This is a genomic window from Bhargavaea cecembensis (assembly GCF_000826125.2).
GTDB classification, from domain to species: domain Bacteria; phylum Bacillota; class Bacilli; order Bacillales_A; family Planococcaceae; genus Bhargavaea; species Bhargavaea cecembensis_B.
Genome location: NZ_LN651373.1, coordinates 230,266 through 255,329, shown reverse-complemented (window position 1 = coordinate 255,329; position 25,064 = coordinate 230,266). Strand labels below are relative to the sequence as shown.

Here is a 25,064-nt window from a genome sequence, read left to right as displayed (position 1 = left end):
ATTGCGTCTCACTCGTGGACATTAGCGTCTCACTCGGACTCAATTGCGTCTCACTCGCGGCACTTAGCGTCTCACTCGCCCATTCACTATGCGTTTCCCCTCACTCCACCCGCTCTCCGTGCACCAGCAGCCTCTGATAATTATGCCGGTACGGATGGCAGGTCAATAATGTCGCCAGATCCCTTCCATCCTGGATTTCCAGGGAGTCGGTGTCGTCCGGGTAAATCACTTCTTGTTCGATGACGCGGTATTCCAAGGTTTCTTCCACGGTATGGATGAAGAACACATCCCCCGCCTGCAGCCGGTCCAGGTCGCGGAACATCGGGATCGTCGGCATGCCGCGGTGGCCGGCCAGTACGGTATGGGTGCCCGGTCCTCCCAGCGGAAGGGAACTTCCCTCTACCTGGCCGACTCCTTTGCTCAGCACCGCTTCCGATGACCCGAGATAAATCGGGGTGCGCACGTTCAGTTTCGGGATTTCCAGGGCGCCAAACATTTCGTTATCGTCGAATCCGAGATCCCGGTAGGCGGTGATCCATTCTTCCTGGTCGCCCCATGGGTCGCGGAAACCGGTGCTTTCTTCGGCGATGTCTTCATTGTACTCGCGTGCGCGGTCGATGAGCCGGACGACTTCTTCATCCGGCAAGTCGTCAAGCGCGGTGCGGAATTCATCGACCTGGTTGTGCTGGATCCGGTTATTCACCAGTTGGGCGATGTGAGGATAAGCAAGGATAATGAGACCGGCGGCGAACAATAAAATGCTCCATTTATGCTTCATCGCGTTCCGCCGTCCTTTTCCTCCTCCATACGTACAGCCCCCCGGCCGCTGCTGCAAGCGCGGCGGCGAGTGCGATCCAACTGCGGTTCCCGGTTGCCGGCTTTTCTTCCTTCGGTTCGGCGCTCGCCTCCAGGATTTCCGGTTCGTACGGGACGCGTTTGCCGGTGACGAGCAGCCGGTGGGTGTTGATCATGTACGGGTCGCAGGTGAGCAGCGTGACGAGGTCTTCGCCTTCGGGCATCTGGAGCCATTCGGTCTGATCGGGGAGCACGACGTCGATGCGGTCGACTTCGTAGGCCATCGTTTCGCCAAGGACCTTGACGAGAAATTGGTCTCCGGTCGTAAGTTCGTTCAGGTTGCGGAACATTTTTGCGGACGGGAGGCCCCGGTGGGCGGTGAGGACGGCGTGGGTGCCGGGCCGTCCGGTCGGGAGCGACGATTGCTCGAGATGGCCGGCGCCCTGCGACAGGACTTCTTCGCTCGTGCCGTGATAAATCGGGAGCTCGACGCCGATTTTCGGGATGTCGAGGCTGCCGATCGCGGGGCCGATGTTGAGCGCGTCATAGTAGCTGCGGTTTTCCTGTGTGCTGCCGCCTTCTGCGAACGGATCGGTGAAGCCGACGGGCAGGCCGGCAAGACTGTCGTTGTAGCGTTCGGCCTTTTTGCGTTCTTCGCGGATTTTGACGGAATCCATTTGCCGGACGGCTTCGTCGTAGTCGTGGATGACCGACTGGTGGGCTTTCGTCGCGAAGAAGTTGCTGATCATCGGGTAGGAAAAGACGGCCAGGCCGATGATGAAGATGAGGAGGAACACATATTTTTTCACGGCGCGATCGTCCTTTCGGGTCTTATGTAAAACGGGAGAGCCGCTGCTCCCCCGTTCAAATCAATCAGGCAGTGCCGGAATCCGTCTTGCGCCGGCGGACGTACATGCCCGTCGCCAGCCCCATCAGCGCGAGGCCTCCCGAAGTGAAGAGGATTGTGCCGATGCCGCCGGTTGTCGGCAGCAGCCAGCCGGATTTGGAGTTTTCGACGGTGATTTCCGCCGTCTCGCCGTGTTTGATGATGACCTTTTCCGGCTTTGTCAGGAGGCGGTATGGTTTCAGGTTGCCGTCCTGGTCGGTATACGTCGGTGCCTTTGTTTCATGGAGGCGGTATTCGCCCGGTTTGAGGCCGGTGATGATGATCTCGCCGTCCTCATTGGTCGTGAGGTTTTCAAGCGGACCGGTGAACGGCTGATCGTTCACCTTCACGCCGCCGCCCATCGCAGCCGAGTTGATGACTTTGCCTTTCGTGTCGGTCAGCTTGAACACCGCGCCCGCCAGGCGTTTCTGATCGGCCGCATCGACTTTGATGACCTGCAGTCCGCCATCGGCCGGGGTGACGGTCGGCGGGTCGGCCGGCTTCACGGTTCCTTTCCAGCCTCGCTTGTTGTCAAACGTCAGATCCGCGGTGTTCGGGATGCCCGTTTCCTCCCCGATCAGCACGGCATCCGGCTTGATCTTCGCCGAGAAGGTGATTTTGATGTTCTGTCCCGGCGTCAGCTTGGACGGATCTTTGACGGTCCACTTGAGCTCTTGCCCGGTTTTTGAAAACTCAATGTTCGACTTGCCGGTGCCCTGCGCGTCCCATGTTCCGCCGTACTCAAGCCGTCCGTCCAGCTCATCAGTCACGGAAATGGAAGCATATTTGTCGAGATCCTTCGGCGCCTTGATCGTCAAGTTGTAGTTGAACAGCTTGTCGCGGTCGATGATCAGGTTTGACTCGCCTTCCACGTCCTTGGTGATTTCTGGGCTATTGTAGTTGGTCACGGTGCCGTCGCTCACGAACCCGTCGACCGGCGTCCAATCCACCGCGACGGTTTTGCCGGTTCCTGACCTTTTCACCTCAAACTCGATTTTCGTTTCGTTCAGCGCGATACCCGCAGGCACGGCAGTTTCCTTGAAATAGTATTTGCCCGCATTGAGGCCTGTCAGACTGACTTTCCCTTCCGTACCGGTCACGAGGCCGGTCTGGAGTTCCGTGCCGTCTGACTTGAAAAGCGAGAACGTGACGCCCGCAAGCGGCTGGCCGTCTTCTCCGACCTTCAGCAGCTCCGCACTTCCGCGGATTGTTTCGTTCTTCGGATACACGTGAACTTTGTAGTTCAGTGCCGTTCCTTCCTTGTTCGTCATTGGAATATCGACGTAGAACGGTTCCGGGTTCAGGAGAATATGGTTCGGGCCGTCCGTTTCCGTCACTTCATAACGCCCGAGTTTGAGACCGTTCCAGCTTGTGAGGGTGACTTTCCCGTCTTTGCCGGTGACGGCTGTGAGGTCTTTCACTGGGCGCTTGAGCTCTTCCCACTTATCGTCTGCGGGATTGTACGAATGCGTCTGCTTCAGCGTGTACTTCACGCCCGCGACCGGCTTGCCGGGCGCATTCTGTCCCGGGCCGCCGGTCCCTTCCTCGCCGCCTGATTCACCGGGCTCGACTTCATGCTTTTGGATTGTCAGGCTGTAAACCGGGCCAAAGCCCGCCGTCTCCGCCTCTTCCGCCTCTTCCGCAAACGCCATCTGCGGCACGAACATCGCCGCGATCAGCGCGAATGCGAGCAGTAAACTGCCCCACTTATTTTTGGCCAACGCCATATCCCATTCTCCTCTCAATTTTCCCTTTTTCTGAACAACAGGAGCCCCGCTGCCATGAGGAGCGCGCCCCCTCCGTAAAACAGCCCCGTGCCGAGCCCGCCGGTGTCAGGCAGCGCCCAGCCGAGTGTTGAATTCACGACTTTCTGGAAGACGTTCTGCGAGCCGGCTTTTAACGTGAGCCCGACCGGCTCGGCGGACAGCCGGTATCCGGCCGGCGCCTTCGTTTCCGTGAGTGTGTAGTCTCCGAGCGGAAGATCCGTGAAGACGGCGGTTCCGTCTTCGCCGGACGTGAGTGTGCGGACTTGTCCGTCCGGGCCCCGCAGTTCAAACACGGCGCCGGCGAGCGGCTTGTCGGTTTCATCCACTTTCAGCACGGTGATTGACGCGGTCTGCGCCGTGTTCGTGACGATGAGTTCCCCGTTTTCGCCGGTCGAGTAAGTCGCTTCGTAGCCGGCGGGAATCTGAGTTTCTTCTATAGAGTAGGTGACCGGCTTGCCGGTGGCCGGATCGTGCGCGGGCAGACCGGTGAACGCGCCTTTCCATTCGTTGTTTTCATCGAGCGTGACGGTCTTGCCCGCCGGACGTCCGTCCGCGAGCAGCCGGATCGTCACCGGGCCGGCTTTTGGGCCGACCCACTGCTTGGCGACCTGGACATCGATTGTCGAAGTGCTTGAGTTGGTGACTGTGAATCCGCTGTCCATCGTTCCGGTGATCGTGGTTGAATAACCCGGAACCGCCGCTTCATCGATTGTGTAGGTGATCAGATCTCCGGTTTTGTCGTCGAACTGATTCACTTCAAACGTGCCGGCCCATTGATTGGCCTCGTTCAGGACAAGTGTCTTGCCGGTGTCTTGCCCGGCCGCCAGGAGCCGGATTGTGACGGAGTCCGCAGCCGGCCCGATCCACCTTTTTTCAACCTCGATTGTGCGCTGATCCGGTGCATACTCGTTCGTGACGGTCATCCCGGAAATCGACTTTTTGTAATTCGGCGGAATCGTTTTTTCATCTGCCGTGAACACATACAGCTTGCCGGCCGGGTTGTACTTCGGAACGTTGGCCCACGTGTGCGACCAGGACGGGGCATTGACGGTGGCGGTGCCGAGCGTGCGCACCCCTTCACCCGCAGCCTGCGCCTTCAGTTGCAGTTCGACCGCCGGCCGCTCCGTTCCGCCGACCCAGGCTTTATGCCCGGTGACAGTGAACTTCGGCACGTTTGCGATCATATCGCCGCCGACATCATGGCCGCCGCCGATTCCTTTCACGAAGAAAGGAATCGGCGCATTGTCCTCCAGGTGAATCGTGGAAGCGTCGAACTTGAACACCGTCCACCGGGCGTCTTTCGTGTTCCCCTTCAGTCCGTCCGCCGGCCTGTGCTCCGTCCCGCCCACTTTGATGAGCACACCGGTCGCATGCACATCCGCACCGGAATTCCGTACGCCGTTCAGATTCATGAATTCCAGGGCGTGCGTCGACTTCATGGCCGCATGGATCGCGTTGCCGTTCGCCCACAAGAGGAACGGCCTCGTATGATCGTTCGTCGACGACCCCTGCAGAGCGGTCGGCACGACAACCCCGTCGGTGTCCGGCCAGTATTCCCGGGAAGGTGCAGCGGCCGGGAGATTGTTGAGTTCCCCGGCGGCTTCCGGTGGCAGTGGGGCCGGTTCTGCAACCTGGCTTTCCGGTGCGGCCGGTTCTGCCGGCGGAATCGGGTCCGCAAGCGGCGGACGGCTTTCCGGCGGGATCGGATTCCNCCGCCGCTTCATCGATTGTGTAGGTGATCAGATCTCCGGTTTTGTCGTCGAACTGATTCACTTCAAACGTGCCGGCCCATTGATTGGCCTCGTTCAGGACAAGTGTCTTGCCGGTGTCTTGCCCGGCCGCCAGGAGCCGGATTGTGACGGAGTCCGCAGCCGGCCCGATCCACCTTTTTTCAACCTCGATTGTGCGCTGATCCGGTGCATACTCGTTCGTGACGGTCATCCCGGAAATCGACTTTTTGTAATTCGGCGGAATCGTTTTTTCATCTGCCGTGAACACATACAGCTTGCCGGCCGGGTTGTACTTCGGAACGTTGGCCCACGTGTGCGACCAGGACGGGGCATTGACGGTGGCGGTGCCGAGCGTGCGCACCCCTTCACCCGCAGCCTGCGCCTTCAGTTGCAGTTCGACCGCCGGCCGCTCCGTTCCGCCGACCCAGGCTTTATGCCCGGTGACAGTGAACTTCGGCACGTTTGCGATCATATCGCCGCCGACATCATGGCCGCCGCCGATTCCTTTCACGAAGAAAGGAATCGGCGCATTGTCCTCCAGGTGAATCGTGGAAGCGTCGAACTTGAACACCGTCCACCGGGCGTCTTTCGTGTTCCCCTTCAGTCCGTCCGCCGGCCTGTGCTCCGTCCCGCCCACTTTGATGAGCACACCGGTCGCATGCACATCCGCACCGGAATTCCGTACGCCGTTCAGATTCATGAATTCCAGGGCGTGCGTCGACTTCATGGCCGCATGGATCGCGTTGCCGTTCGCCCACAAGAGGAACGGCCTCGTATGATCGTTCGTCGACGACCCCTGCAGAGCGGTCGGCACGACAACCCCGTCGGTGTCCGGCCAGTATTCCCGGGAAGGTGCAGCGGCCGGGAGATTGTTGAGTTCCCCGGCGGCTTCCGGTGGCAGTGGGGCCGGTTCTGCAACCTGGCTTTCCGGTGCGGCCGGTTCTGCCGGCGGAATCGGGTCCGCAAGCGGCGGACGGCTTTCCGGCGGGATCGGATTCCCGGTCGGCGGCTCGCTCTCCGGCGGGATCGGTTCAGCCAGCGGCGGCCGCTCCGGTTTTGGTGCCGGCGGCGAAGGTTCTGCCGACGGCGGGACCGGATCCGCACCCGGCTGTTCCGGCTTCGGCGTCACCGGAGGACCAGATTGTGGCGATTCTCCCCCGGCGGGCGGCGCGGATGTCTCCGGCCGGTCTCCTTGATCAATCGGCGGTGCCGCCTCTTCCTTTTCCGGAGAAGCAGGCGGTGCCGGTTTGCCGGTGGCCGGGGGCTCTTCGGGTGCCTCGGGCTCTATGGAAGGTGCTTCCGGAGATCCCACCGCCGGCGCGTCTTCCTCCGGTTCGGCGGCAGGCGGCTCTTCTTCCAGAACCGGTTTCAGAGCGGCGGTTTCATGGGCCGCTTTGTACACGCCGTCCGGGAAAGTCGCGGTGGCCTGCAGGGTGAGCCGGTTTTGGTCCGGGTCCGTGACGGCCGCGGTCGCGTCCAGCTTGACGGGGGTGTCGCCCGGCGGGATCTGCACGTCCCATCCGGCGGGGGTTTTCGCGATTTCAACGCCTTCCCCTCCGCTGACAGAGCCGTGTGCGAGTCCCGGACCGAACGTGATTGCGACGCTCAAGCCTTCATGCCCGGCGCCGGCCGCGTTGATCGTCACTCGCCATGTAATAGTTTCGGGGGTCTGGCTCAGTTTGGTGATGATCGTTCGTCCGCTGTTGTCCGCCGTCCCGCCCCCGGGGGAGGCCCCGGCGAAAATCGGCACGGCCAGCTGCAGGATCAGCAGCGCACAAAACAAAGCCGAAAGCCCCCTCAGCTTCGGCATAACCCCTCCTCCTCTCCAACCACACAATCTATGCACCGGCCAAAGCGCACATACCGGCCAAGTTGGTGCATATCTATTTATATGCGAGCGATAGAGGATAAATGACCTATATGAGAGATTTTATTTTTAAAGATTAGGAGGTTCTTATGGGTCTTTTGGTCTTGGTGCGCTTGCCCATCCGGAATCTTCCTGATTGTCCGTTTTGCACAGCGGGTAAAGTGAGATAGTGGAAGAGACAGAGATAGAGACGGAGATGAGAGTTGATGAAGAAGCTGAAGTCAGTGTTGGCGGTGTCCCTGTTGGCGAATGTGGTGCTGCTCGGGTTTGGCGGGTTTTACTGGAGCCAAAGCGGAAGTGTCAAAGCCGAGGGGGAGGGTTCCCCAAATTATAAAAATCCGTATTACATCAATAAAGTTTCCATTTTCAAGGCGTTGCCGGATAAGCCGGTGGACCGGGCGTTCATCGGGGACAGCCTGACGGACCACGGGGAGTTTGCGGAGTATTTTCCGGGGGAGACCGTAATCAACCGCGGCATCCGCGACGACACATCGGCGGGACTGCTAAAGCGAATCGGCGAAGTGGCCGACCGCGCACCGAAAAAGGCATACATCATGATCGGCACGAACGACATCCTGCAGGGCGCGGACCGGAAAGAGTACGAGGAAAATCTGAGGAAAATCGTCGATGCGTTCGACCCGGCCGGGACGCAAGTGACGCTCCAGTCGATCCTTCCGGTGAACACCGAGATTTCCCACCGGAAGATTGATAATAAGGAAGTCGTGAAGTACAACCGGATTGTGAAGAAAATTGCCAAGGAAAGCGGCGCGGAGTACCTGAACCTGGACCTGCTGATCACCCACGGAGAAGGCCGGATGGACCCGAAATACACCGTCGACGGAATCCACCTGAAAGGCAACGGCTACGACGAGTGGGTGGAGAAAGTGAAGGAAAAGGATTGAGGGAGAGAAGGTGCTGATTTGGGGAAGGATAAGGGAGAAAAGGTGAAAAGCGTCTCACTCGCGGGCAAAAGCGACTCACTTGAGGGAGATTGCGTCCCACTCGGGAGAGAAAGCGACTCACTCGGGCCTGTTTGCGTCTCACTCAAAAGGAAAAGCGACTCACTCGCCCAAATGGCCATCCTCCCCTCCCCCCTTTTCTCGATAAGTGAATCGTTTCCCCAAGCGATCCAAGCCCATTTAAATGAACCTTCCGGCGCGCCGGAAGGTTTTCCTTTTGGGTTTGGAGGGGGCTGTCCGATAAGTCCCTAAAATGATGAAGTAGGCGAAAAACAAATCGTTTTTCGCCTCCTTCCTTTTATTTTGAATATGTTTGGCAGAAGGCATCCGCAGGATGCCCGCCACTTTCAGGAAATTGTGGGCGAGTGCCAGGATTCCAAACTCCAAGTGAACCTTATCCAGCCCTCGAAGATGGAATCGACGGAACGCCAAATTGCCCTTGAGATTCCCAAAAACTGTCTCCACTTCGATTTTCCGAAGGGCGTAGATCTGTTTTAGGGTTTCATCATCAAGGGCTTTTCTTGCCTTGGCCTTCAATTCCTCATAAATCGGATTCCAGTGAACCTGCCGGTTCCCTTTTGCCTTGGTGCACAGTGCTTTCAACGGGCAGTCACTGCAATCCTCGCACTCATAGATTTTGAAATCCTGGACGAAGCCAGACGCATTTTTCTTTTTCATGTATTTCTTGAAGCGGACTTTCCGTCCGTTCGGACAGACGAACAGATCATCCTCTTCGTGATACGCCCAGTTCTTGGCGTTGTATGCGTTTTTCTTATAACTGCGCGATTGTTCCTTCAGGTAGGTGTTATACGGGATTAGAAAATCGGCAACCGCTTCTCCGTCTTCCTCTCCGAGAAGATACAGGTAATTCTCCTCACTTCCGTATCCCGCATCCGCGACAATGCGCTTTGGCATCGGCAGCGCAGTTTCCCGGTAGGCTTCCATGTGTGGGATCAGACACCGGGTGTCTGTGGGCCGCTGGTGAACAGAATAGAAAAGAACAAATTGGTTCTCGGTGGCCATCTGGATATTGTAGCCGGGCTTGAGCTGGCCGTTTTTCATATGATCTTCTTTCATTCGCATGAATGTGGCATCCGGGTCTGTCTTCGAGTAACTATTCCGGTCTTCTCCGCAAACCTCAAGCTGGGCAGCATATTTCTCTTTCCTCGGAATGAAGTCATCCCGGACCGACTTGAGCTTCCTGCGGATCACCGAGCTTTTCTACGGATTCCCTTGCGGACCGCTGTATCTGTCTCTTTCTCAATTTTGTCCGTCAGGATCTCTTCCTGTCCTTCCAAACGGGAGACGGTCTCCATCAGTTCCTCCACCGAAGGATCACCTTCAGGCAGACTTCCCATTTCGAATCCCTCTGCCTCTGCAATCTCATGGATCTCCTGCAGGGTCTCGCTGATTTTCTTTTTCAGCTTTTCCTCGTATCCCAACACCGCTTTCTTGAATACAAAGGAATATTTATTGGCATCCGCCTCGATTTTCGTCCCATCGAGGAAGTAATTTTCAAAGTCAATGAAGCCGCGATGATGCAATTCCATCACCATCGCTTCGAATAAATCATCGATCATCTTGGGCATTCGGACCCCGCGGAACTCATTGATGGTCCGGTAGTCGGGAAGCTGGCCGGCGGCCAGCCACATAGCAGGAATGCTTTCCCTTGTCAGCTTTTCAATGCGCCGGCAGGAATATTCCTTTTGGGAGTAGGCGTAAAGAATGATCTTAAGCATCATCTTCGGGTGGTAAGAACTGCGGCCGCCTCCGGAATAATGCGCAATGAGCTGATCATCCGGAATCGTCTCGATCATTTCATCAATGACACGTGCCACATGGTCATCGGGAACCAGCGATTCGACATCGAAGATGGCGAAGGACTGGCGGTTATCATAGGGCTTGAAGACAGGCGCCAACCGGCGTTTTGGACGTTTTTCCTCAGGCTTGTTCACCTCTGCCAAGATCTCCATTTCTGTGATATACTCTGTTGTAGCAGTCTTCGGATTGCACATAAAAAGATCGCTCCTTTGTGTGTGTTGTTGTGGTGACTCCATTCTACAAAAGGCAGCGGTCTTTTTCTATTTTTTTGAGAGAGATAAAAAACAAGAAAGGGGCTGTTACAGAAAGTCGTTTTTATCGACTTTCTGGACAGCCCCTATGTTTTTAGGAGAGAAGAGTTGTCCCTAGAAAGCAGCAGCCGCGGAAAGCGTCTCACTCGGGTCCAATAGCGACTCACTCGGACCTGATTGCGTCTCACTCGCCGCTCTGAGAAGACCTCGTGAACTTGCTAAACTCAACAGCTTCGTCAGGTGTGATTCGCCGGTGTTCATAGTGAATCACGCGGTAGTCGGCACCGTTGATTCCCGGAAAGCGGAGGGTCATCCGGATCAGCTTGAAGGGCGGGTTGAGCGGGCCTTCGTATCCGACGACCCGCAGTGAGACATCATAGTGATCATCCTGTTTATCCCGTACAATCGTTTCAATCCGTTCCGAGATGAACAATTGCCGGTCGCCGTGTTGATTCATCACATTGAAAATCACGGGACCGAGTTCGCGCAGGAATGCCCGCTCCATGACGGTCGGCGGCCGGTTTTGCGGAATTTCTTCTATTTCAATGAGCTTGTCTGCCTCTGCCTGTACGTGAAAGGCGGCAAGCAGCACGGTCCATGACAAAGCGAGAACCATCTTTTTCATCGTTGCGTTTCCTCCCTACCCGGCTACGGTTAGTTTGTGCCAAGACAGGAGTTTTACCCGACTTGCCGTCCGCTTCTTTCTTTTCTCCGATAACGAACAGTTTCCCTAAATGATCCAAGCCTATTGAATGAGCCTTCCGGCGAGCCGGAAGGTTTCCTTTTAGGTTTGATTGATTCTCCGCAAGCGGAGAATCTTGCAGCCGTCGCAGAAAGCGTCTCACTCGCGGACAAAAGCGACTCACTCGGGCTGGATTGCGTCTCACTCAAGAGAGAAAGCGACTCACTCGGACCCAAAAGCGTCTCACTCGCCGTGTTTTGCGTCTCACTCGCCCCTTCTCCCTCCCCTCACCCGCTCTCCCGCAACGCAAAAAAGCCGGCGCGTCCCTTTAAGGACATGCCGGCCGCTTCTTTTCTTATCCTAACTGTCTTATGCCATTTCAAGCACCGGTTGCGTGGATTCCTGCTCCAGCAAGCTCACCGTCGCCTTGCGGATCAGGCCCGGGAGCACGCCGAACGAGTACGGTTTGTATACGCGTTCGGTCCATTTGTGGCCGTCTTTGCCGTAGACGCCCATGTTGACGCTCGGGATGTTGAGTTTTTTGATCGTGCCGAACGGGATGCCGTAGATGTTGTTCCATTCGGGCAGGTTTCGGGTGAGCGGAGCGAGCTCGTCTTCCGTTTCGTGGAGCGACAGGAAGCTGCCGTCGGCGAGGTATGGGAAGAATTTTTTCAGCTGGAAGCTTTCACCGGTTTCGGCGCCGACTTCCTCGAGCACGCGTGCGACAGTCGCCTGGATGTGGGCGTCGCGGCCGTCTTCCGCTTTCAGGTAGTTGTGCGGGAGGAACGGCGGTGCGAAGAACAGGATAATGCGGGCTTTTTTCTCCGGATCGGCTGCCTGGAGGGCCGCAACAATTTCAAAGCTGAGGTCACGCAGGTCGCCTGTTCGTTCACCCGCAAGCACGCCGTCGATGACGCTGCGGACGTCGACGCCGCGCGCTGCCAGGTAGTTCACGTAGTCTTCGTACGTCGTGACCTCGATCGCCCAGCTCAGGTTGCGGCTCGGAAGGCCGGTGACGTGGATGAACTGGTCGAACTGTTCCTTCATATAAGCTTCCGTTTCGAGGGCCGCTTCGCGGGCTTCGTGCATAAACTTCGCCAGGATCTGTTCGGGCGTTTCTTCGTAGACGAAGCAGTTGAAGTACAGGTGGCTCGAGATGGCGGTCTGGACGGTGTACAGTTCTTTCGTGTCGCGCTGTTTGAGCACGGTCGGCGGCAGGACCATTTCTCCTTCGATCTGTTCGGCGAGTTCGTAGCGGTTGTGGAGCCGCTCGGTGAGTTTTGCCGCGATGAAATTCGGGTCGATGCCGGACAGCGTGTCGCCGACGTGGACTTCCCGGCCGTAGATGTGGAAGCTCGGGAGGATCTTGCCGGCGGCGCCGGTGTAGATGTAGCGGTTCGGGTCTCCGTCATAAAGCGGTGTGATGAAGTCGGTGTTGATCGCGGTGACGAAGTGGAGGCCGATTTCGTGCTGCAGCCGGTTCAGTTCGCCAAGCGCGCCGACCATGCCGCGGTGTTCGCTTTCCTCGTCGCCGTTGCACAGCAGGAGCACGTTGCCGCTCAGTTCTTCCGGATGTTCGGAGAAGTAAAGAACGTTCGCAATGTGGACGGCGGCGCCGCTTTTCATGTCGACGGAGCCGCGGCCGAACATCCAGTCGCCGGAGCGGGCTTCCGCCTGCAGCTCGGCATCGTTGCCGTAGTCGCGGAAGAAGGCTTCCATTGCGTCCGGGTTGAATGCGTGTTCTTTCAGCGGGCCGAAGTCTTCGACGGCAACCGTGTCGATGTGCGAGTGGTAAAGCACCGTCTGCGGCGATTTATGGGCGCCTTCGACGAATGCGAAGACGTTTTGGCGGCCGATCGGGTCGCCTTCGATCTTCTGGAGCCACAGGTTTTCCGGGTGTTCCCGGAAATACGGGAAAGATGCGAGGATGTCGTGGATTTCCTGGACGATCCGGACTTCCCCGAGCGTTCCGTTGATGCTGTTCAGTCCGACGAGGTGACGGGTGATGAATTCAATCTGCGCCTGCATTTCCATCTCTTTCAGTTGTTCGTACATGATGGTTGCCTCCTTTGGCCCTTTTTTTCTTTTCAACCGGATACAAGTTCGTGAAGTAGTCGTTCGTGATGTCTTTCACTTTGCCGCTCAGGAACAGGACGGCGATGACGTTCGGGATGACGATGGCTGCGAGCAGCAAGTCAAGGAATTGCCAGATGAAGCGGAGACCGCCGAGCGCGCCGACGACGATGGCGATGATATAGACGAATCGCATCACTTTCGAGAAGCCGGTGCCGAACAGGAATTCCGCCTGCTTTTCCCCGTAGAAGATGATGACGACGACGGTCGTGATGACGAACAGGAACAAGGTTGCCGAGACGATGGCGCCCGCGACCGAGTCGCCGAGCACGAGGGCGAATGCTTCGGTCACCATGAGCGAGGCGTCGTCCGGTGCCATCGTTTCCCAGACGCCGGACGTGAGGACGACCATCGCGGTGATCGTGCAGACGATGAGCGTGTCGACGATGACTTCAAAGACGCCCCAGAAGCCCTGCTTCGCCGGGTGCGAATTGACTGCGGCGGAGTGCGCGATCGGCGCGGTCCCCATACCCGCTTCGTTGGAATAAAGTCCGCGGGCGAGCCCCCACCGGATGGCCATCGCCACGCCGGCGCCGGCAAATCCGCCGGCTGCGGACATCGGGCGGAACGCATACCCGAAGATAAGGCCGAATGCGTGCGGCAGTTCTTTGATGTTCGCAAAGACGACGATGAGCGCCGCAATCAGGTAGATGATGACCATGAACGGGATGAGCTTTTCGGTCACTTTCCCGATCGTTTTGATGCCGCCGTATGTGACGGCGATGACGAGCGCGGCGACGATGAGGCCGGTGATGACCGGCGACAGGCCGAACGATCCGCTCATCGTGGCGGCGATCGAGTTGGACTGGACCATCGTGCTCGCGATGATTTCGATCATGAGAGCGAAAGCGAAGAACGTGGCGACTTTTTTCCAGCCGAGGCCTTTCTTGATGTAGTACATCGGACCGCCGACGAATTCGCCTTCTTTATTTTTCTCGCGGTAATGGATGCCGAGGACGACTTCCGAGTATTTCGTGCCGATCCCGATCAGCGCGACGAGCCACATCCAGAAGATGGCACCCGGCCCGCCGAGCGCGATGGCGACCGGAACGCCGACGATGTTCGCCGCACCCATCGTGGATGCGAGCGCGCTCGTCGTCGCCTGGAACGGCGTGAGCGTCCCGTCCCCTTCCGCCTTCGCAAAGATCTTGCCGAACGTCTGCTTGATGATGTGCGGGAAGTACCGGAACTGGAAGAACCCGAGCCGGACCGTCAAGAAAATCCCTCCGCCGATGAGCAGCGCAATCAGCGGGATCCCCCAGATGAAATCAGTGAGTGAAGCAATTGCCTTCGTGAAACCGTCCATTTCCCCTCAAACCCTTCTATGCAAATTGCCTGCTAATGGAAAGCGTTTACATGGATAGTGAATAAATAATTCCGCATCGTGGAATAAATTCTGTAATGCGAAATCTTTCTTTTATTCTATTCCTGGGGTGCGGGGTTGTCAATCGGTTTTATTTTCTTTGGAGAGTTCTGAATATAGGGGCCGGGTTTGATACAATGGAAGGAAAGACAGGAGGCGATGGGGCATGATCCAATCAATCGACCGGGCGATGGCGATCATCGGGGCGATGTCGGCGGACGCGGAACGGGCGAAATGGCTCCCCGCCGAGCTCGCCGACGCGACCGGCCTGCCGATCAGCACCGTGTACCGGCTGCTCCAGTCACTCGAATCGCACGACCTCGTCTCCCAGGACGCCGGGACGAAACAATACGAACTCGGCTACAAATGGGTCGAACTCGGGTTAAGAAAATATGAGAAGCTCGACGTCCGGGTGGTCGCCCGTCCGGTGATGGAAGAACTCGCCGCGGACGTGCGGGAAACCGTTTATCTGAATGCGCCCGACGATGACATGTCGATCATCATCGACCGGATCGACTCCCCTCGGAGTGTGCGCATCATCGACGCAATCGGCGAACGGATTCCGATGCACATCGGCGCGGCGAACAAAGTGATGCTCGCGAATATGGAGCGCGGGAAAGCTGAAGGGTTGCTGGACCGGCTCGTGCCCGGTGAAGAGGAGCGGACGCGGCTGGAGAAACAGCTGCGGACGATCCGGCGAAAAGACTTTGCCATCAGCCGCGGAGAAAAAACACCGGGAACCCTCGCCGTCGCCGCGCCCGTCTTCGACTACGAAGGCCGAGTCCTCGCCGCCCTGAGCGTCGAAGCGATCGAAAGCCAAGTGACCGACGAGCAGATCGACCGGTTTATCGAGCGGGTGATGGAAGCCGCGGAGCGGATTTCCGGTGAGATGGGACAGCGTGGGTGATTGGAGGATGGCGAGTGTCAACTTTGATACGCTGAGTGTTAACTTTAGCACTCCGAATGTTAACTTCATCCCCTCGAATGTTATCTTTGGCAGACTGAGTGTCAACTTCCGGCGCGACCGGAACGTTCTCACCCACTTCCAGCTTCGGCCAGAAGAACTTCCTTCTATTAAATAGAAGCCTCCGGCACCCGCCGGAGGCTTCTCTCTTATTCCTCTTCCTTCCTCTTCAATGCTTCTTCAAATTCCGTCCGCACCCGGTGCAATAGCGGGGCATCCGTCAGCAGGCGGTGGCCGGTCGCGGCGAGGGCTTTGGCGCCGCGAATGAGGGCTTCATCGCCGGCCGGTGATTTGGCGGCTTCGCGGAATTCCACAGTGTGGCCGATGAGGTCATCCGGCCCGATCTTGATGTGCGGATGGGCGGTCGGGACGGCGTAGCTGATGTTGCCGGCGTCGGTCGAGCCCTTCCCTTTGCGCTTTTCCCGGACGATCGTTTCGCCGACCGCTTCAAGCTCTTCGCCAATCACGTCGTCGAGCACCTTGTTCAGGACGAAATCGCGGACTTCATTCTGGAAGCGCTCGACTTTGACGGTCGCACCGGTCGCGAGGGCCGCGCCGTCCGCGATTGCACGGACCTTCTTCGCCGTCTCTTCCGTCCGCGACCACGTCTCGGCGCGGATGAAGAAGCGGGCGGAGGCGTACTCGGGGATGATGTTCGGGGCGTGGCCGCCGTGCGTGATGATGCCGTGGATCCGGACGTCCGTCGGCAGCTGCTGGCGGAGGGCGTTGATGCCGTTGAACAGCCCGATCACCGCGTCCAGCGCGTTGATCCCCTGCTCCGGCGCGCCCGACGCATGAGCCGGACGGCCGTAAAAGTGGAAGTCGAGCGGGTCGACGGCGAGCGTTTCGCCCGTCGGACCGGTTTTTGCGCCCGGATGGATCATGAGCGCAACGTCCACCCCCTCGAGGAACCCGTGTCGCACGAAGCTCCCCTTCGCGCTGCCATTCGGGCCGCCTTCTTCAGCCGGCGTCCCGAGCACGACGACGCGTCCGCCGGTTTCACCGAGGCCATCGGCGAGCGCAATCGCCGCCGCGACGCTCGTCGTGCCAATGATATTATGCCCGCACGCGTGGCCGATCCCCGGCAGCGCGTCGTACTCCGCCAGATACGCCACAGTCGGCCCCTCTTGCCCCGAATCCTTCACCGCATAGAACGACGTCTCGTGCCCGGCCACGCCCGTCTCGACGTCAAACCCCGCTTCTTCAAGAAGTGCCGCGAGCCGGGCGCTCGCAATGCGTTNCCCGGTGCAATAGCGGGGCATCCGTCAGCAGGCGGTGGCCGGTCGCGGCGAGGGCTTTGGCGCCGCGAATGAGGGCTTCATCGCCGGCCGGTGATTTGGCGGCTTCGCGGAATTCCACAGTGTGGCCGATGAGGTCATCCGGCCCGATCTTGATGTGCGGATGGGCGGTCGGGACGGCGTAGCTGATGTTGCCGGCGTCGGTCGAGCCCTTCCCTTTGCGCTTTTCCCGGACGATCGTTTCGCCGACCGCTTCAAGCTCTTCGCCAATCACGTCGTCGAGCACCTTGTTCAGGACGAAATCGCGGACTTCATTCTGGAAGCGCTCGACTTTGACGGTCGCACCGGTCGCGAGGGCCGCGCCGTCCGCGATTGCACGGACCTTCTTCGCCGTCTCTTCCGTCCGCGACCACGTCTCGGCGCGGATGAAGAAGCGGGCGGAGGCGTACTCGGGGATGATGTTCGGGGCGTGGCCGCCGTGCGTGATGATGCCGTGGATCCGGACGTCCGTCGGCAGCTGCTGGCGGAGGGCGTTGATGCCGTTGAACAGCCCGATCACCGCGTCCAGCGCGTTGATCCCCTGCTCCGGCGCGCCCGACGCATGAGCCGGACGGCCGTAAAAGTGGAAGTCGAGCGGGTCGACGGCGAGCGTTTCGCCCGTCGGACCGGTTTTTGCGCCCGGATGGATCATGAGCGCAACGTCCACCCCCTCGAGGAACCCGTGTCGCACGAAGCTCCCCTTCGCGCTGCCATTCGGGCCGCCTTCTTCAGCCGGCGTCCCGAGCACGACGACGCGTCCGCCGGTTTCACCGAGGCCATCGGCGAGCGCAATCGCCGCCGCGACGCTCGTCGTGCCAATGATATTATGCCCGCACGCGTGGCCGATCCCCGGCAGCGCGTCGTACTCCGCCAGATACGCCACAGTCGGCCCCTCTTGCCCCGAATCCTTCACCGCATAGAACGACGTCTCGTGCCCGGCCACGCCCGTCTCGACGTCAAACCCCGCTTCTTCAAGAAGTGCCGCGAGCCGGGCGCTCGCAATGCGTTCCTCGTTCCCGATTTCAGGATGGGAGTGGATGTAGTGGCTCACGTTGATATACCGGTGGCGGTTCGCTTCGATTGATTCCAAAATCTTCGTTTTTGCATCTTGGGCTACGGTCATGGGGAATCCCTCCGGTTTGGTTTATTTTTTGAGTTCGTTGAACGTCTTGTCGAGCTGGTCCTGGCTGAGCTTGATGAGAATCGAGCCGCCGTTCGTGTCTTCCTTGATCGCTTCGGCGATATCGTCTTCCTGGTACAGCTCGACGATGCGCTTGTACGTTTCATTGTCTTTTTCCTCGGCGCTCGCCGCGATGATGTTGATGTACGGCTGGATGCGTTCATCGGCTTCGTCTTCCTTGAAGATCGAGTCTTCCGCCGGGGAGAAGCCCGCCTGGCCGGCGATGCCGTTATTGATGACGGAGACAGCGACGTCCGGCAGCACGCGCGGCGTCTGCTGGGCGGTCATCGGGAGGATGTCGAGACCGATCGGGTTTTCCGAGATTTTGGACGGATCGTCAAACAGTCCGAAATCGTCTGCGAGTTTGATGAGCCCGGCACTTTCAAGCAGCACGAGCGCACGTGCCTGGTTCGCCGGGTCGTCCGGGATGGCGACTTTATCGCCCTTCTTCAGCTCGGAGATGTCTTTGATCTTCTCGGAATAAATGCCCATCGGCGCGAACACGGTGGAACCGATCGGGATGAGGTCATTGCCGCTTTCCTCTACATATTGGGCGAAAAACGCAATCGTCTGGAACGCGTTCAGGTCGATGTCCCCTTGGGCGAGCGCGTTGTTCGGCAGTGTGTAGTCGGCGAATTCCACGAGCTCGATGTCGATGCCTTCCTTTTTCGCCTTTTCTTTGAGGATCGGCCACTGGGCGCCGTCCGCCCCGTTGACCCCGATTTTCACCTTGACCGTCTTTTCACCGACTGCGTTCGCATTCCCGCAGGCCGCCAACGCCAGCGCGGTGACCAGTGCGAGTGCAAGTAGCCAGAACTTCTTCATAAAATCATCTCTCCTTTTGGTTTGAATTTATATTTTCTGGTTCAAGTGATTCGATGTGCGTCCTTCACTCAGAAGGAGAAGAAATTCGCGAGACACCTGCGGGAAAAGCGTTAGCTGCAGACCCCGCAGACGCGACAGCGTCGAGGAGACTAAAGCAACGCCCGCGGTAAGCGAGCGAATTTCTTCGACTGACTGTCGAGTTTCATCGCCGCATGATCTTCCGCGAGAGCGTGTTGCCGATCCACTGCGCGATCTGCACGAGCACGATGAGGATCAGCACGGTGACGATCATGACGCTGCCGTCGAACCGCTGGTAGCCGTACGTCATCGCGACGTGGCCGAGGCCGCCGCCGCCGACCGTCCCGGCGACCGCCGAGAAGTCGATGAGCGTGACGGAGACGAATGTGAGGCCGAGGACGAGCGGGCCGAGCGCTTCGGGGATGAGCACCGTGAAGATGATGCGCATCGGGCTCGCCCCCATCGCCTGTGCCGCTTCGATGACGCCCGGATCGATCGAGACGAGGTTGTTCTCGACGACCCGCGCGATCGTGAAGCTCGCGACGATCGTCATCGGGAAGATCGCGGCCGCCGTGCCGATTGTCGTGCCGACGACGAGCCGGGTGAGCTGCGAAATCGCGACGAGGAAGATGATGAACGGCACCGGCCGGACGATGTTGATGATCAGATTCAGCAGGTTGAAGACGACTTTATTTTCCAGGATGTTGTTTTGCCGGGTGACGAACAGCAGGAGGCCCATGATGACGCCGAGGATCGAGCCGAAGATGAGGGTCGCGATGACCATGATGAGCGTTTCGCCGGTCGCCTCGACGATCCGCGGCCAGAATGTGGTCCAGTCAACGTTCAATTTCAATCACCTCCTCGATGTCCGTGAGCGTCGCGATTTCCGAGATGGCACGGCTGACGGCGTCCGGGTCGCCCGAAAACGAGACGATCAGGTTGCCGAACAGCCGCTCCTGCAGTTCCCGGACCGAGCCGTACACGATGTTGAACGTGACGCCGTGACTGGCGGTCACCCGCGACAGCACCGGCTCGTTCGCGATCGCCCCTTTGAATAAAAGCCGGTACAGCTTGCCTCCGCCCGCGTCGCGCCACTCTTTGAGGATGCCGGGCGACGGGAGGTCCTGCTGGACGGAGCGGATGAACCGCTCCGTCGTTCCGTGCTGCGGGTCGGTGAAGACATCGAACACGCCGCCCGATTCGATCACTTCCCCGTCTTCCATGACCGCGACTTTCGAGCAGATCGACTGGATGACTTCCATTTCGTGGGTGATCAGCAGGATCGTGATGCCGAATTCCCGGTTGACCTTTTTTAAGAGCCGGAGGATGTCGGCGGTCGTGTCGGGGTCGAGCGCGGACGTCGCTTCGTCGCAGATGAGGATGTCCGGATTGCTCGCAAGCGCCCGGGCGATGCCGACGCGCTGCTTCTGCCCGCCCGACAGCTGATCCGGATAGTTCGCGGCCTTGTCGGCGAGCCCGACGAATTGCAGAAGTTCGGTGACCCGGCGGCTGATTTCGGATTTCGGCGTGCNCCGCTGGTAGCCGTACGTCATCGCGACGTGGCCGAGGCCGCCGCCGCCGACCGTCCCGGCGACCGCCGAGAAGTCGATGAGCGTGACGGAGACGAATGTGAGGCCGAGGACGAGCGGGCCGAGCGCTTCGGGGATGAGCACCGTGAAGATGATGCGCATCGGGCTCGCCCCCATCGCCTGTGCCGCTTCGATGACGCCCGGATCGATCGAGACGAGGTTGTTCTCGACGACCCGCGCGATCGTGAAGCTCGCGACGATCGTCATCGGGAAGATCGCGGCCGCCGTGCCGATTGTCGTGCCGACGACGAGCCGGGTGAGCTGCGAAATCGCGACGAGGAAGATGATGAACGGCACCGGCCGGACGATGTTGATGATCAGATTCAGCAGGTTGAAGACGACTTTATTTTCCAGGATGTTGTTTTGCCGGGTGACGAACAGCAGGAGGCCCATGATGACGCCGAGGATCGAGCCGAAGATGAGGGTCGCGATGACCATGATGAGCGTTTCGCCGGTCGCCTCGACGATCCGCGGCCAGAATGTGGTCCAGTCAACGTTCAATTTCAATCACCTCCTCGATGTCCGTGAGCGTCGCGATTTCCGAGATGGCACGGCTGACGGCGTCCGGGTCGCCCGAAAACGAGACGATCAGGTTGCCGAACAGCCGCTCCTGCAGTTCCCGGACCGAGCCGTACACGATGTTGAACGTGACGCCGTGACTGGCGGTCACCCGCGACAGCACCGGCTCGTTCGCGATCGCCCCTTTGAATAAAAGCCGGTACAGCTTGCCTCCGCCCGCGTCGCGCCACTCTTTGAGGATGCCGGGCGACGGGAGGTCCTGCTGGACGGAGCGGATGAACCGCTCCGTCGTTCCGTGCTGCGGGTCGGTGAAGACATCGAACACGCCGCCCGATTCGATCACTTCCCCGTCTTCCATGACCGCGACTTTCGAGCAGATCGACTGGATGACTTCCATTTCGTGGGTGATCAGCAGGATCGTGATGCCGAATTCCCGGTTGACCTTTTTTAAGAGCCGGAGGATGTCGGCGGTCGTGTCGGGGTCGAGCGCGGACGTCGCTTCGTCGCAGATGAGGATGTCCGGATTGCTCGCAAGCGCCCGGGCGATGCCGACGCGCTGCTTCTGCCCGCCCGACAGCTGATCCGGATAGTTCGCGGCCTTGTCGGCGAGCCCGACGAATTGCAGAAGTTCGGTGACCCGGCGGCTGATTTCGGATTTCGGCGTGCCGGCGAGCTTGAGCGGATAAGCGACGTTGCCGGCGACGGTGCGCGAGTTGAACAAGTTGAAGTTCTGGAAGATCATCCCGATGTTCTGCCGCTGCTTTCGGAGTTCCTTCGGCTTGAGCGACGTGACGTCGACGCCGCCGATCTCGATCCGGCCGGACGTCGGTCGCTCGAGCAGGTTGACGAGCCGCAGCAGCGTGCTTTTCCCGGCGCCGCTGAACCCGATGATCCCGAATATGTCGCCTTGTTCGACCGTGAGGGTCACGTCTTTCACCGCGTGGACTTCGCGCGGGCCGAGCTTGAATGTCTTGGACACTTCCTTGAATTCGATCATGTTTGTGTGAACCTCCTTGTATGCGTGGGCAACGAAAAAGCCCTCTTTTTCTTGGTGACGACAAGAAAAAGAGGGCCTGTTCGGCCATCCTTTTTCTCATCTTCCAGACTTGGTGCGCGTCTGCAGGAATTGGCACGGTGCTCTCTGTGGAGTCCGCTGCCGAGATGTCATAGGGCCTGTCCCTCGATCTCTCTTGATAAGAAAATGATGTATGTATTTGATTGGCTGAATCAATTGACCCTAACTTTACAGAGGGGCGCGGGGAAAGTCAAGGGTATTCTGAAAGGTTTTTAATCCGGCTGATTTCCGCGGGGACTGGAAGGGTATGGGAAGAGTAAGAGAGTCCAATACAGAGAGGGGTCAATTACATGAAACGATTATTCGGTCCGTTCCTTGCGGCCGCGCTCGCCGTTTCGGCCTTCCTGCCCGCTGCCTCGGCGGCGGTCTACTCGGATGTGCCGGACACGGGCGAGCACACGACCAATATTCTGCTCGCCCGGGAACTCGGCATCATGACCGGCTACGGCGACGGCACATTCAAGCCGGCCAAGGCGGTCCCCCGCGCGACGGCGATCAAGGCGCTCGGGAAAATGGAGCTCAGCAAGACCGGCGAGACACTGGAAACATATGACTACGCGGGCGTGCCGGCGTTCGCCGACATCCCGGCCTCGCACCCGGATCACGAGCTGTATCAGTTTTCACTGATCGTGCGCAACGCGGGGATCTTCGACGGCGACCCGAACAACAACGCCAACCCCGCCCAGCTCATGTCCCGCGAGCAGATGGCGAAAGTGCTGGTGAACGCATTCGGACTGAAAGACTTGCCAAATCAAATCGCAACGGTGCGGGACATCGGCGAAGCGGCGCCCTACTTCCGCGAACCAATCTACGTGCTGCGGAAAAATAATGTAACGCGTGTGGAAGAATACCGCCCGAAAGAACCCGTCAGCCGCGGCCAATTCGCCAGCTTCCTCGTAAGGGCCCACGACACGCGGACCGTGAAATACGCGATCGCGGACATCGAGCAGCCCGAACCGGTCACCACGGCGGTCGGCGCCATGCCAGAATTCCCCGACAGACTAGCCATCACCCTGGCGAACGGAGTGGTCGTGGACACTCCCGTCTTCTGGAACCTCGGAACGATGGACATGATGCAGCCCGGCGACTACGTGGTCACCGGCACCCTCGGAGACACCGGACGCACCGCGGACATCCAGGTGATCGTGGAAGATCCGATGGGCGTTGCGGAATGAGTGAGCGGAAAGCTTCCCGCGGGCGGGAAGCTTTTTTTGATTGGGGGGCGGGTGTTCCGGAAACTCTCCTCACTCGAGGTGAAACTCTCCTCACTCGGGCTCAAACTCTCCTCACTCGCGGCGAAACTCTCCTCACTCGGGCTCAAACTCTCCTCACTCGCCTTTCCGCCTAAGTTGTTTCCCTGATTCATCCAAGTGGTATTGCGGAGAGCTTCCCGGGGGCGGGAAGCTTTTTGTATGGAGGGGCGGCAGGGGTTCCGGAAACTCTCCTCACTCGAGGTAAAACTCTCCTCACTCGAGCCAGATCTCTCCTCACTCGCGGCGAAACTCTCCTCACTTGAGCCAGATCTCTCCTCACTCATTTTTCCGCTTAAGACGTTTTCCTGATTCATCCAGATGCTGTTCAGGAATAAAATTATATCTGCGCTGATTGGTGTTTCCGGTGATGTTTAACAGATACTTGTCCAGATAGCGTTGGCCGGTTGCAATCGAGGCAATCTCCGCAAACTCACAAAACTCCCGGTTCGTGAATGAGTCTTTGAACACCAATACAAAATCCAGCAACGCCCGGCCATAGGGGTCTCCGCTGACCGGTGACTTACAGAAGTGGCAGACATGGGTTCGCTGGGTGACCTTAGTCAACTTACTAAAACAGCATTCACAGAGCACGCCGGTTTTCAACGATTCCGGTCGGAGGTTGAGCAGGGTCACGGCGGGTGTGGTGTCCGGCCTGACTTGATTCGCCCGGATTAATGGCAAGATCTGCTCCACCGAAACACTTCCCCGATCCGGCAGTGCACCTCCGACCTCCCGTCTCAAGTAATTCTGAAGTTCCTTCACTGAGATGAACGGGGCGTTTTTTGGCTGGTTGTCCCAGACGTTCTGCCGTCCGAACACGACCACGCCGGCGACCGGGAAATGGATTCCACGCTCGCTCAGCCAGCCGGCCAGCGCGCTTTTTTGATTCTCCAATTGGGTGATCGGACAGGTCATCGCGAGGATCGATCCGTCTTCGTCGATCCGCTCGAGCCGCCGCGGATTTTCGAGCCATCGAAGCCGGCCGCGCACCATTTTTGATTCGAGGATCCAGATGCCGCGCTCCGACAGAATGAGTGTATCAAACTGCGCGATATAATTTTGGTGGATCTGAAGGCGGATGTCCCGCATGATGAACCACCGGCCCGGCAATCCGAGGCCGCGCAGGTGCTGATCGACCAGGACCTCTCCCTTGTATCCCGCCTCCGTCCGGTACCGTTTCTTGTCCACCGTTTCACGTTCCGGGTGCTTCAACCCCATCCGCCCCAATGCGGCGTCCAGCTTCAACAACTCCAGCGGATACATTCGTTCCACCGTGCCCCACCTCCCTGGGCAATACGATAGCACAAATAGACAGAAAAAAGACATAACTATCCAAGATTGCAAATTGAAGCGGGGTTAACTTTTCATATTTCAATTTTGACGTGTTTGACAGCGACTTATCCACAGGAAAAACAGTGATTCTCGGAGCCCTCCCCCCGATTTGCCCGCGGCTCCTCCGGCTGAAGGAGAAACTCTTCCATCTCGGGACCCAACTCTTCCACTTCGAGGCGAAACTCTTCCATCTCGCAGCCCAACTCTTCCACTTCACTGATCCTTTCTCAAAAATCATGTATATCTCCCCTCCCCACCGGATATACTGGTCTCATCACAGGGCCGCGGCACCGCCCTGTCCCGCGCGAATGGGCACCTCCGACGGGAAGTGGAAAACGGAATGACGCGCATCTCCGGCCGGGGTCTGAGTGCCCGGTAGTGCCGCACTTACATAACCTGGGAGCCTCCGGATGGCCGGCGGCTCTTTTTACGCAAGCCTGTCCGCCGAGTCGGTACCTTTCAGGAAGGGACCACTCCTTCCAATCGAACTGTTCGGCCACGGCCGAACATCCCCTTCATCCAAAAAGAGCTCCCGACCGCCATGGCCGGGAGCTCCTTTCTTTCCCCTTATTTCACCGCTTTTTCCCTTACCTTCAGAACCGCCTCCGCCACGCCGGGCACGCCGACGAGCGCGAGCACGGTGAGCAGCACTTTCTGTACGCCGACGAATGCGCCTTCGGGGTCGAACCATTCCCCCAAAGTATGACAGCCGCCGAAGTCGCCGCCTCCGCCCAAAGTCACCGCGGGGATGCCGAGGTGGATCGGGACGTTGGAGTCGG

At 58.8% G+C, this 25,064-nt stretch carries 18 protein-coding genes, 3 pseudogenes and 1 riboswitch; of the genes and pseudogenes, 3 read left to right on the top strand and 18 right to left on the bottom strand.

All coding sequences use genetic code 11. The features are described from left to right. Positions 1-100: 100 nt before the first annotated feature. The 5 genes and pseudogenes from BN1189_RS06960 to BN1189_RS16870 all read right to left on the bottom strand — a co-directional run. Positions 101-778 (bottom strand): class C sortase, encoded by a 678-nt coding sequence (locus BN1189_RS06960; RefSeq protein WP_040227042.1) that lies wholly within the window; start codon positions 776-778, stop codon positions 101-103. Further along, positions 768-1,604, bottom strand: coding sequence for a class C sortase (locus BN1189_RS06955; protein ID WP_040226823.1), 837 nt, complete (start codon positions 1,602-1,604; stop codon positions 768-770). The genes BN1189_RS06960 and BN1189_RS06955 overlap by 11 nt, the downstream gene beginning before the upstream one ends. A gap of 64 nt (positions 1,605-1,668) precedes the next feature. Further along, complete coding sequence (locus BN1189_RS06950) at positions 1,669-3,408, bottom strand: SpaA isopeptide-forming pilin-related protein (protein ID WP_052455710.1); 1,740 nt, start codon at positions 3,406-3,408, stop codon at positions 1,669-1,671. Positions 3,409-3,422: 14 nt separating this feature from the next. Continuing rightward, positions 3,423-4,808, bottom strand: a complete 1,386-nt coding sequence (locus BN1189_RS16455; protein WP_441296253.1) for a Cna B-type domain-containing protein — start codon at positions 4,806-4,808, stop codon at positions 3,423-3,425. Between the two features lie 361 nt (positions 4,809-5,169). Further along, a pseudogene (locus BN1189_RS16870) lies at positions 5,170-5,649 on the bottom strand (Cna B-type domain-containing protein); the annotation flags it as partial. A 1,601-nt stretch (positions 5,650-7,250) separates the two neighbouring features. On the opposite strand from BN1189_RS16870, the gene BN1189_RS06935 reads away from it, so the two are divergent. Then, positions 7,251-7,946: a GDSL-type esterase/lipase family protein gene (locus BN1189_RS06935; protein WP_040226817.1), complete on the top strand. Its 696-nt coding sequence runs from the start codon at positions 7,251-7,253 to the stop codon at positions 7,944-7,946. A 237-nt stretch (positions 7,947-8,183) separates the two neighbouring features. Here BN1189_RS06935 and BN1189_RS06930 read toward each other — a convergent pair whose 3' ends face one another. The 5 genes from BN1189_RS06930 to BN1189_RS06910 all read right to left on the bottom strand — a co-directional run bounded on the left by BN1189_RS06930 (position 8,184) and on the right by BN1189_RS06910 (position 14,196). Further along, positions 8,184-9,215 (bottom strand): transposase, encoded by a 1,032-nt coding sequence (locus BN1189_RS06930; RefSeq protein WP_052455704.1) that lies wholly within the window; start codon positions 9,213-9,215, stop codon positions 8,184-8,186. Continuing rightward, complete coding sequence (locus tag BN1189_RS06925) at positions 9,212-10,018, bottom strand: transposase (protein ID WP_179860904.1); 807 nt, start codon at positions 10,016-10,018, stop codon at positions 9,212-9,214. The genes BN1189_RS06930 and BN1189_RS06925 overlap by 4 nt, the downstream gene beginning before the upstream one ends. A 241-nt stretch (positions 10,019-10,259) precedes the next feature. After that, positions 10,260-10,700, bottom strand: a complete 441-nt coding sequence (locus BN1189_RS06920) for a hypothetical protein (RefSeq protein WP_040226815.1) — start codon at positions 10,698-10,700, stop codon at positions 10,260-10,262. A gap of 426 nt (positions 10,701-11,126) precedes the next feature. Further along, positions 11,127-12,812, bottom strand: coding sequence for a M20/M25/M40 family metallo-hydrolase (locus tag BN1189_RS06915; protein ID WP_040226814.1), 1,686 nt, complete (start codon positions 12,810-12,812; stop codon positions 11,127-11,129). Beyond that, positions 12,769-14,196 carry an alanine/glycine:cation symporter family protein gene (locus BN1189_RS06910; RefSeq protein WP_052455702.1) on the bottom strand — a complete coding sequence of 476 codons (1,428 nt, stop codon included), beginning with the start codon at positions 14,194-14,196 and terminating at the stop codon, positions 12,769-12,771. The genes BN1189_RS06915 and BN1189_RS06910 overlap by 44 nt, the downstream gene beginning before the upstream one ends. A gap of 223 nt (positions 14,197-14,419) precedes the next feature. Between BN1189_RS06910 and BN1189_RS06905 the strand changes: the two genes are divergently transcribed. Continuing rightward, entirely contained in the window at positions 14,420-15,160 is a 741-nt protein-coding gene (locus tag BN1189_RS06905) for an IclR family transcriptional regulator (RefSeq protein WP_040226812.1), read from the top strand. A 206-nt stretch (positions 15,161-15,366) separates the two neighbouring features. Here the strand turns inward: BN1189_RS06905 and BN1189_RS06900 are convergent. The 6 genes and pseudogenes from BN1189_RS06900 to BN1189_RS06875 all read right to left on the bottom strand — a co-directional run. Further along, a pseudogene (locus tag BN1189_RS06900) lies at positions 15,367-16,449 on the bottom strand (M20 family metallopeptidase); the annotation flags it as partial. Then, positions 16,421-17,617 carry a M20 family metallopeptidase gene (locus BN1189_RS06895; RefSeq protein WP_040226810.1) on the bottom strand — a complete coding sequence of 399 codons (1,197 nt, stop codon included), beginning with the start codon at positions 17,615-17,617 and terminating at the stop codon, positions 16,421-16,423. The pseudogene BN1189_RS06900 and the gene BN1189_RS06895, both read right to left, overlap by 29 nt. 21 nt (positions 17,618-17,638) lie before the next feature. Beyond that, entirely contained in the window at positions 17,639-18,499 is an 861-nt protein-coding gene (locus BN1189_RS06890; RefSeq protein ID WP_040226809.1) for a MetQ/NlpA family ABC transporter substrate-binding protein, read from the bottom strand. A gap of 202 nt (positions 18,500-18,701) precedes the next feature. Further along, complete coding sequence (locus tag BN1189_RS06885) at positions 18,702-19,364, bottom strand: methionine ABC transporter permease (RefSeq protein WP_040226808.1); 663 nt, start codon at positions 19,362-19,364, stop codon at positions 18,702-18,704. Further along, complete coding sequence (locus BN1189_RS16650; protein WP_441296266.1) at positions 19,354-20,499, bottom strand: NIL domain-containing protein; 1,146 nt, start codon at positions 20,497-20,499, stop codon at positions 19,354-19,356. The genes BN1189_RS06885 and BN1189_RS16650 overlap by 11 nt, the downstream gene beginning before the upstream one ends. 97 nt (positions 20,500-20,596) lie before the next feature. Continuing rightward, complete coding sequence (locus BN1189_RS06875; RefSeq protein WP_040226806.1) at positions 20,597-21,622, bottom strand: methionine ABC transporter ATP-binding protein; 1,026 nt, start codon at positions 21,620-21,622, stop codon at positions 20,597-20,599. 93 nt (positions 21,623-21,715) lie between these two features. Next, positions 21,716-21,825, bottom strand: a riboswitch (SAM riboswitch). 165 nt (positions 21,826-21,990) lie between these two features. Between BN1189_RS06875 and BN1189_RS06870 the strand changes: the two genes are divergently transcribed. Then, positions 21,991-22,875, top strand: coding sequence for an S-layer homology domain-containing protein (locus tag BN1189_RS06870; RefSeq protein ID WP_040226804.1), 885 nt, complete (start codon positions 21,991-21,993; stop codon positions 22,873-22,875). A 354-nt stretch (positions 22,876-23,229) separates the two neighbouring features. Here BN1189_RS06870 and BN1189_RS06865 read toward each other — a convergent pair whose 3' ends face one another. After that, complete coding sequence (locus tag BN1189_RS06865) at positions 23,230-24,216, bottom strand: nuclease-related domain-containing protein (protein ID WP_040226802.1); 987 nt, start codon at positions 24,214-24,216, stop codon at positions 23,230-23,232. A 636-nt stretch (positions 24,217-24,852) separates the two neighbouring features. Further along, positions 24,853-25,064, bottom strand: a pseudogene (locus BN1189_RS06860) (M20/M25/M40 family metallo-hydrolase); the annotation flags it as partial.

Excerpts from the sequence above, each read along its gene's own strand:
- BN1189_RS06960 (WP_040227042.1), bottom strand. The coding sequence starts at position 778 with ATGAAGCATAAATGGAGCATTTTATTGTTCGCCGCCGGTCTCATTATC.
- BN1189_RS06950 (WP_052455710.1), bottom strand. The coding sequence starts at position 3,408 with ATGGCGTTGGCCAAAAATAAGTGGGGCAGTTTACTGCTCGCATTCGCG.
- BN1189_RS06935 (WP_040226817.1), top strand. The coding sequence starts at position 7,251 with ATGAAGAAGCTGAAGTCAGTGTTGGCGGTGTCCCTGTTGGCGAATGTG.
- BN1189_RS06925 (WP_179860904.1), bottom strand. The coding sequence starts at position 10,018 with ATGTGCAATCCGAAGACTGCTACAACAGAGTATATCACAGAAATGGAG.
- BN1189_RS06920 (WP_040226815.1), bottom strand. The coding sequence starts at position 10,700 with ATGAAAAAGATGGTTCTCGCTTTGTCATGGACCGTGCTGCTTGCCGCC.
- BN1189_RS06915 (WP_040226814.1), bottom strand. The coding sequence starts at position 12,812 with ATGTACGAACAACTGAAAGAGATGGAAATGCAGGCGCAGATTGAATTC.
- BN1189_RS06910 (WP_052455702.1), bottom strand. The coding sequence starts at position 14,196 with ATGGACGGTTTCACGAAGGCAATTGCTTCACTCACTGATTTCATCTGG.
- BN1189_RS06905 (WP_040226812.1), top strand. The coding sequence starts at position 14,420 with ATGATCCAATCAATCGACCGGGCGATGGCGATCATCGGGGCGATGTCG.
- BN1189_RS06890 (WP_040226809.1), bottom strand. The coding sequence starts at position 18,499 with ATGAAGAAGTTCTGGCTACTTGCACTCGCACTGGTCACCGCGCTGGCG.
- BN1189_RS06875 (WP_040226806.1), bottom strand. The coding sequence starts at position 21,622 with ATGATCGAATTCAAGGAAGTGTCCAAGACATTCAAGCTCGGCCCGCGC.
- BN1189_RS06870 (WP_040226804.1), top strand. The coding sequence starts at position 21,991 with ATGAAACGATTATTCGGTCCGTTCCTTGCGGCCGCGCTCGCCGTTTCG.
- BN1189_RS06865 (WP_040226802.1), bottom strand. The coding sequence starts at position 24,216 with ATGTATCCGCTGGAGTTGTTGAAGCTGGACGCCGCATTGGGGCGGATG.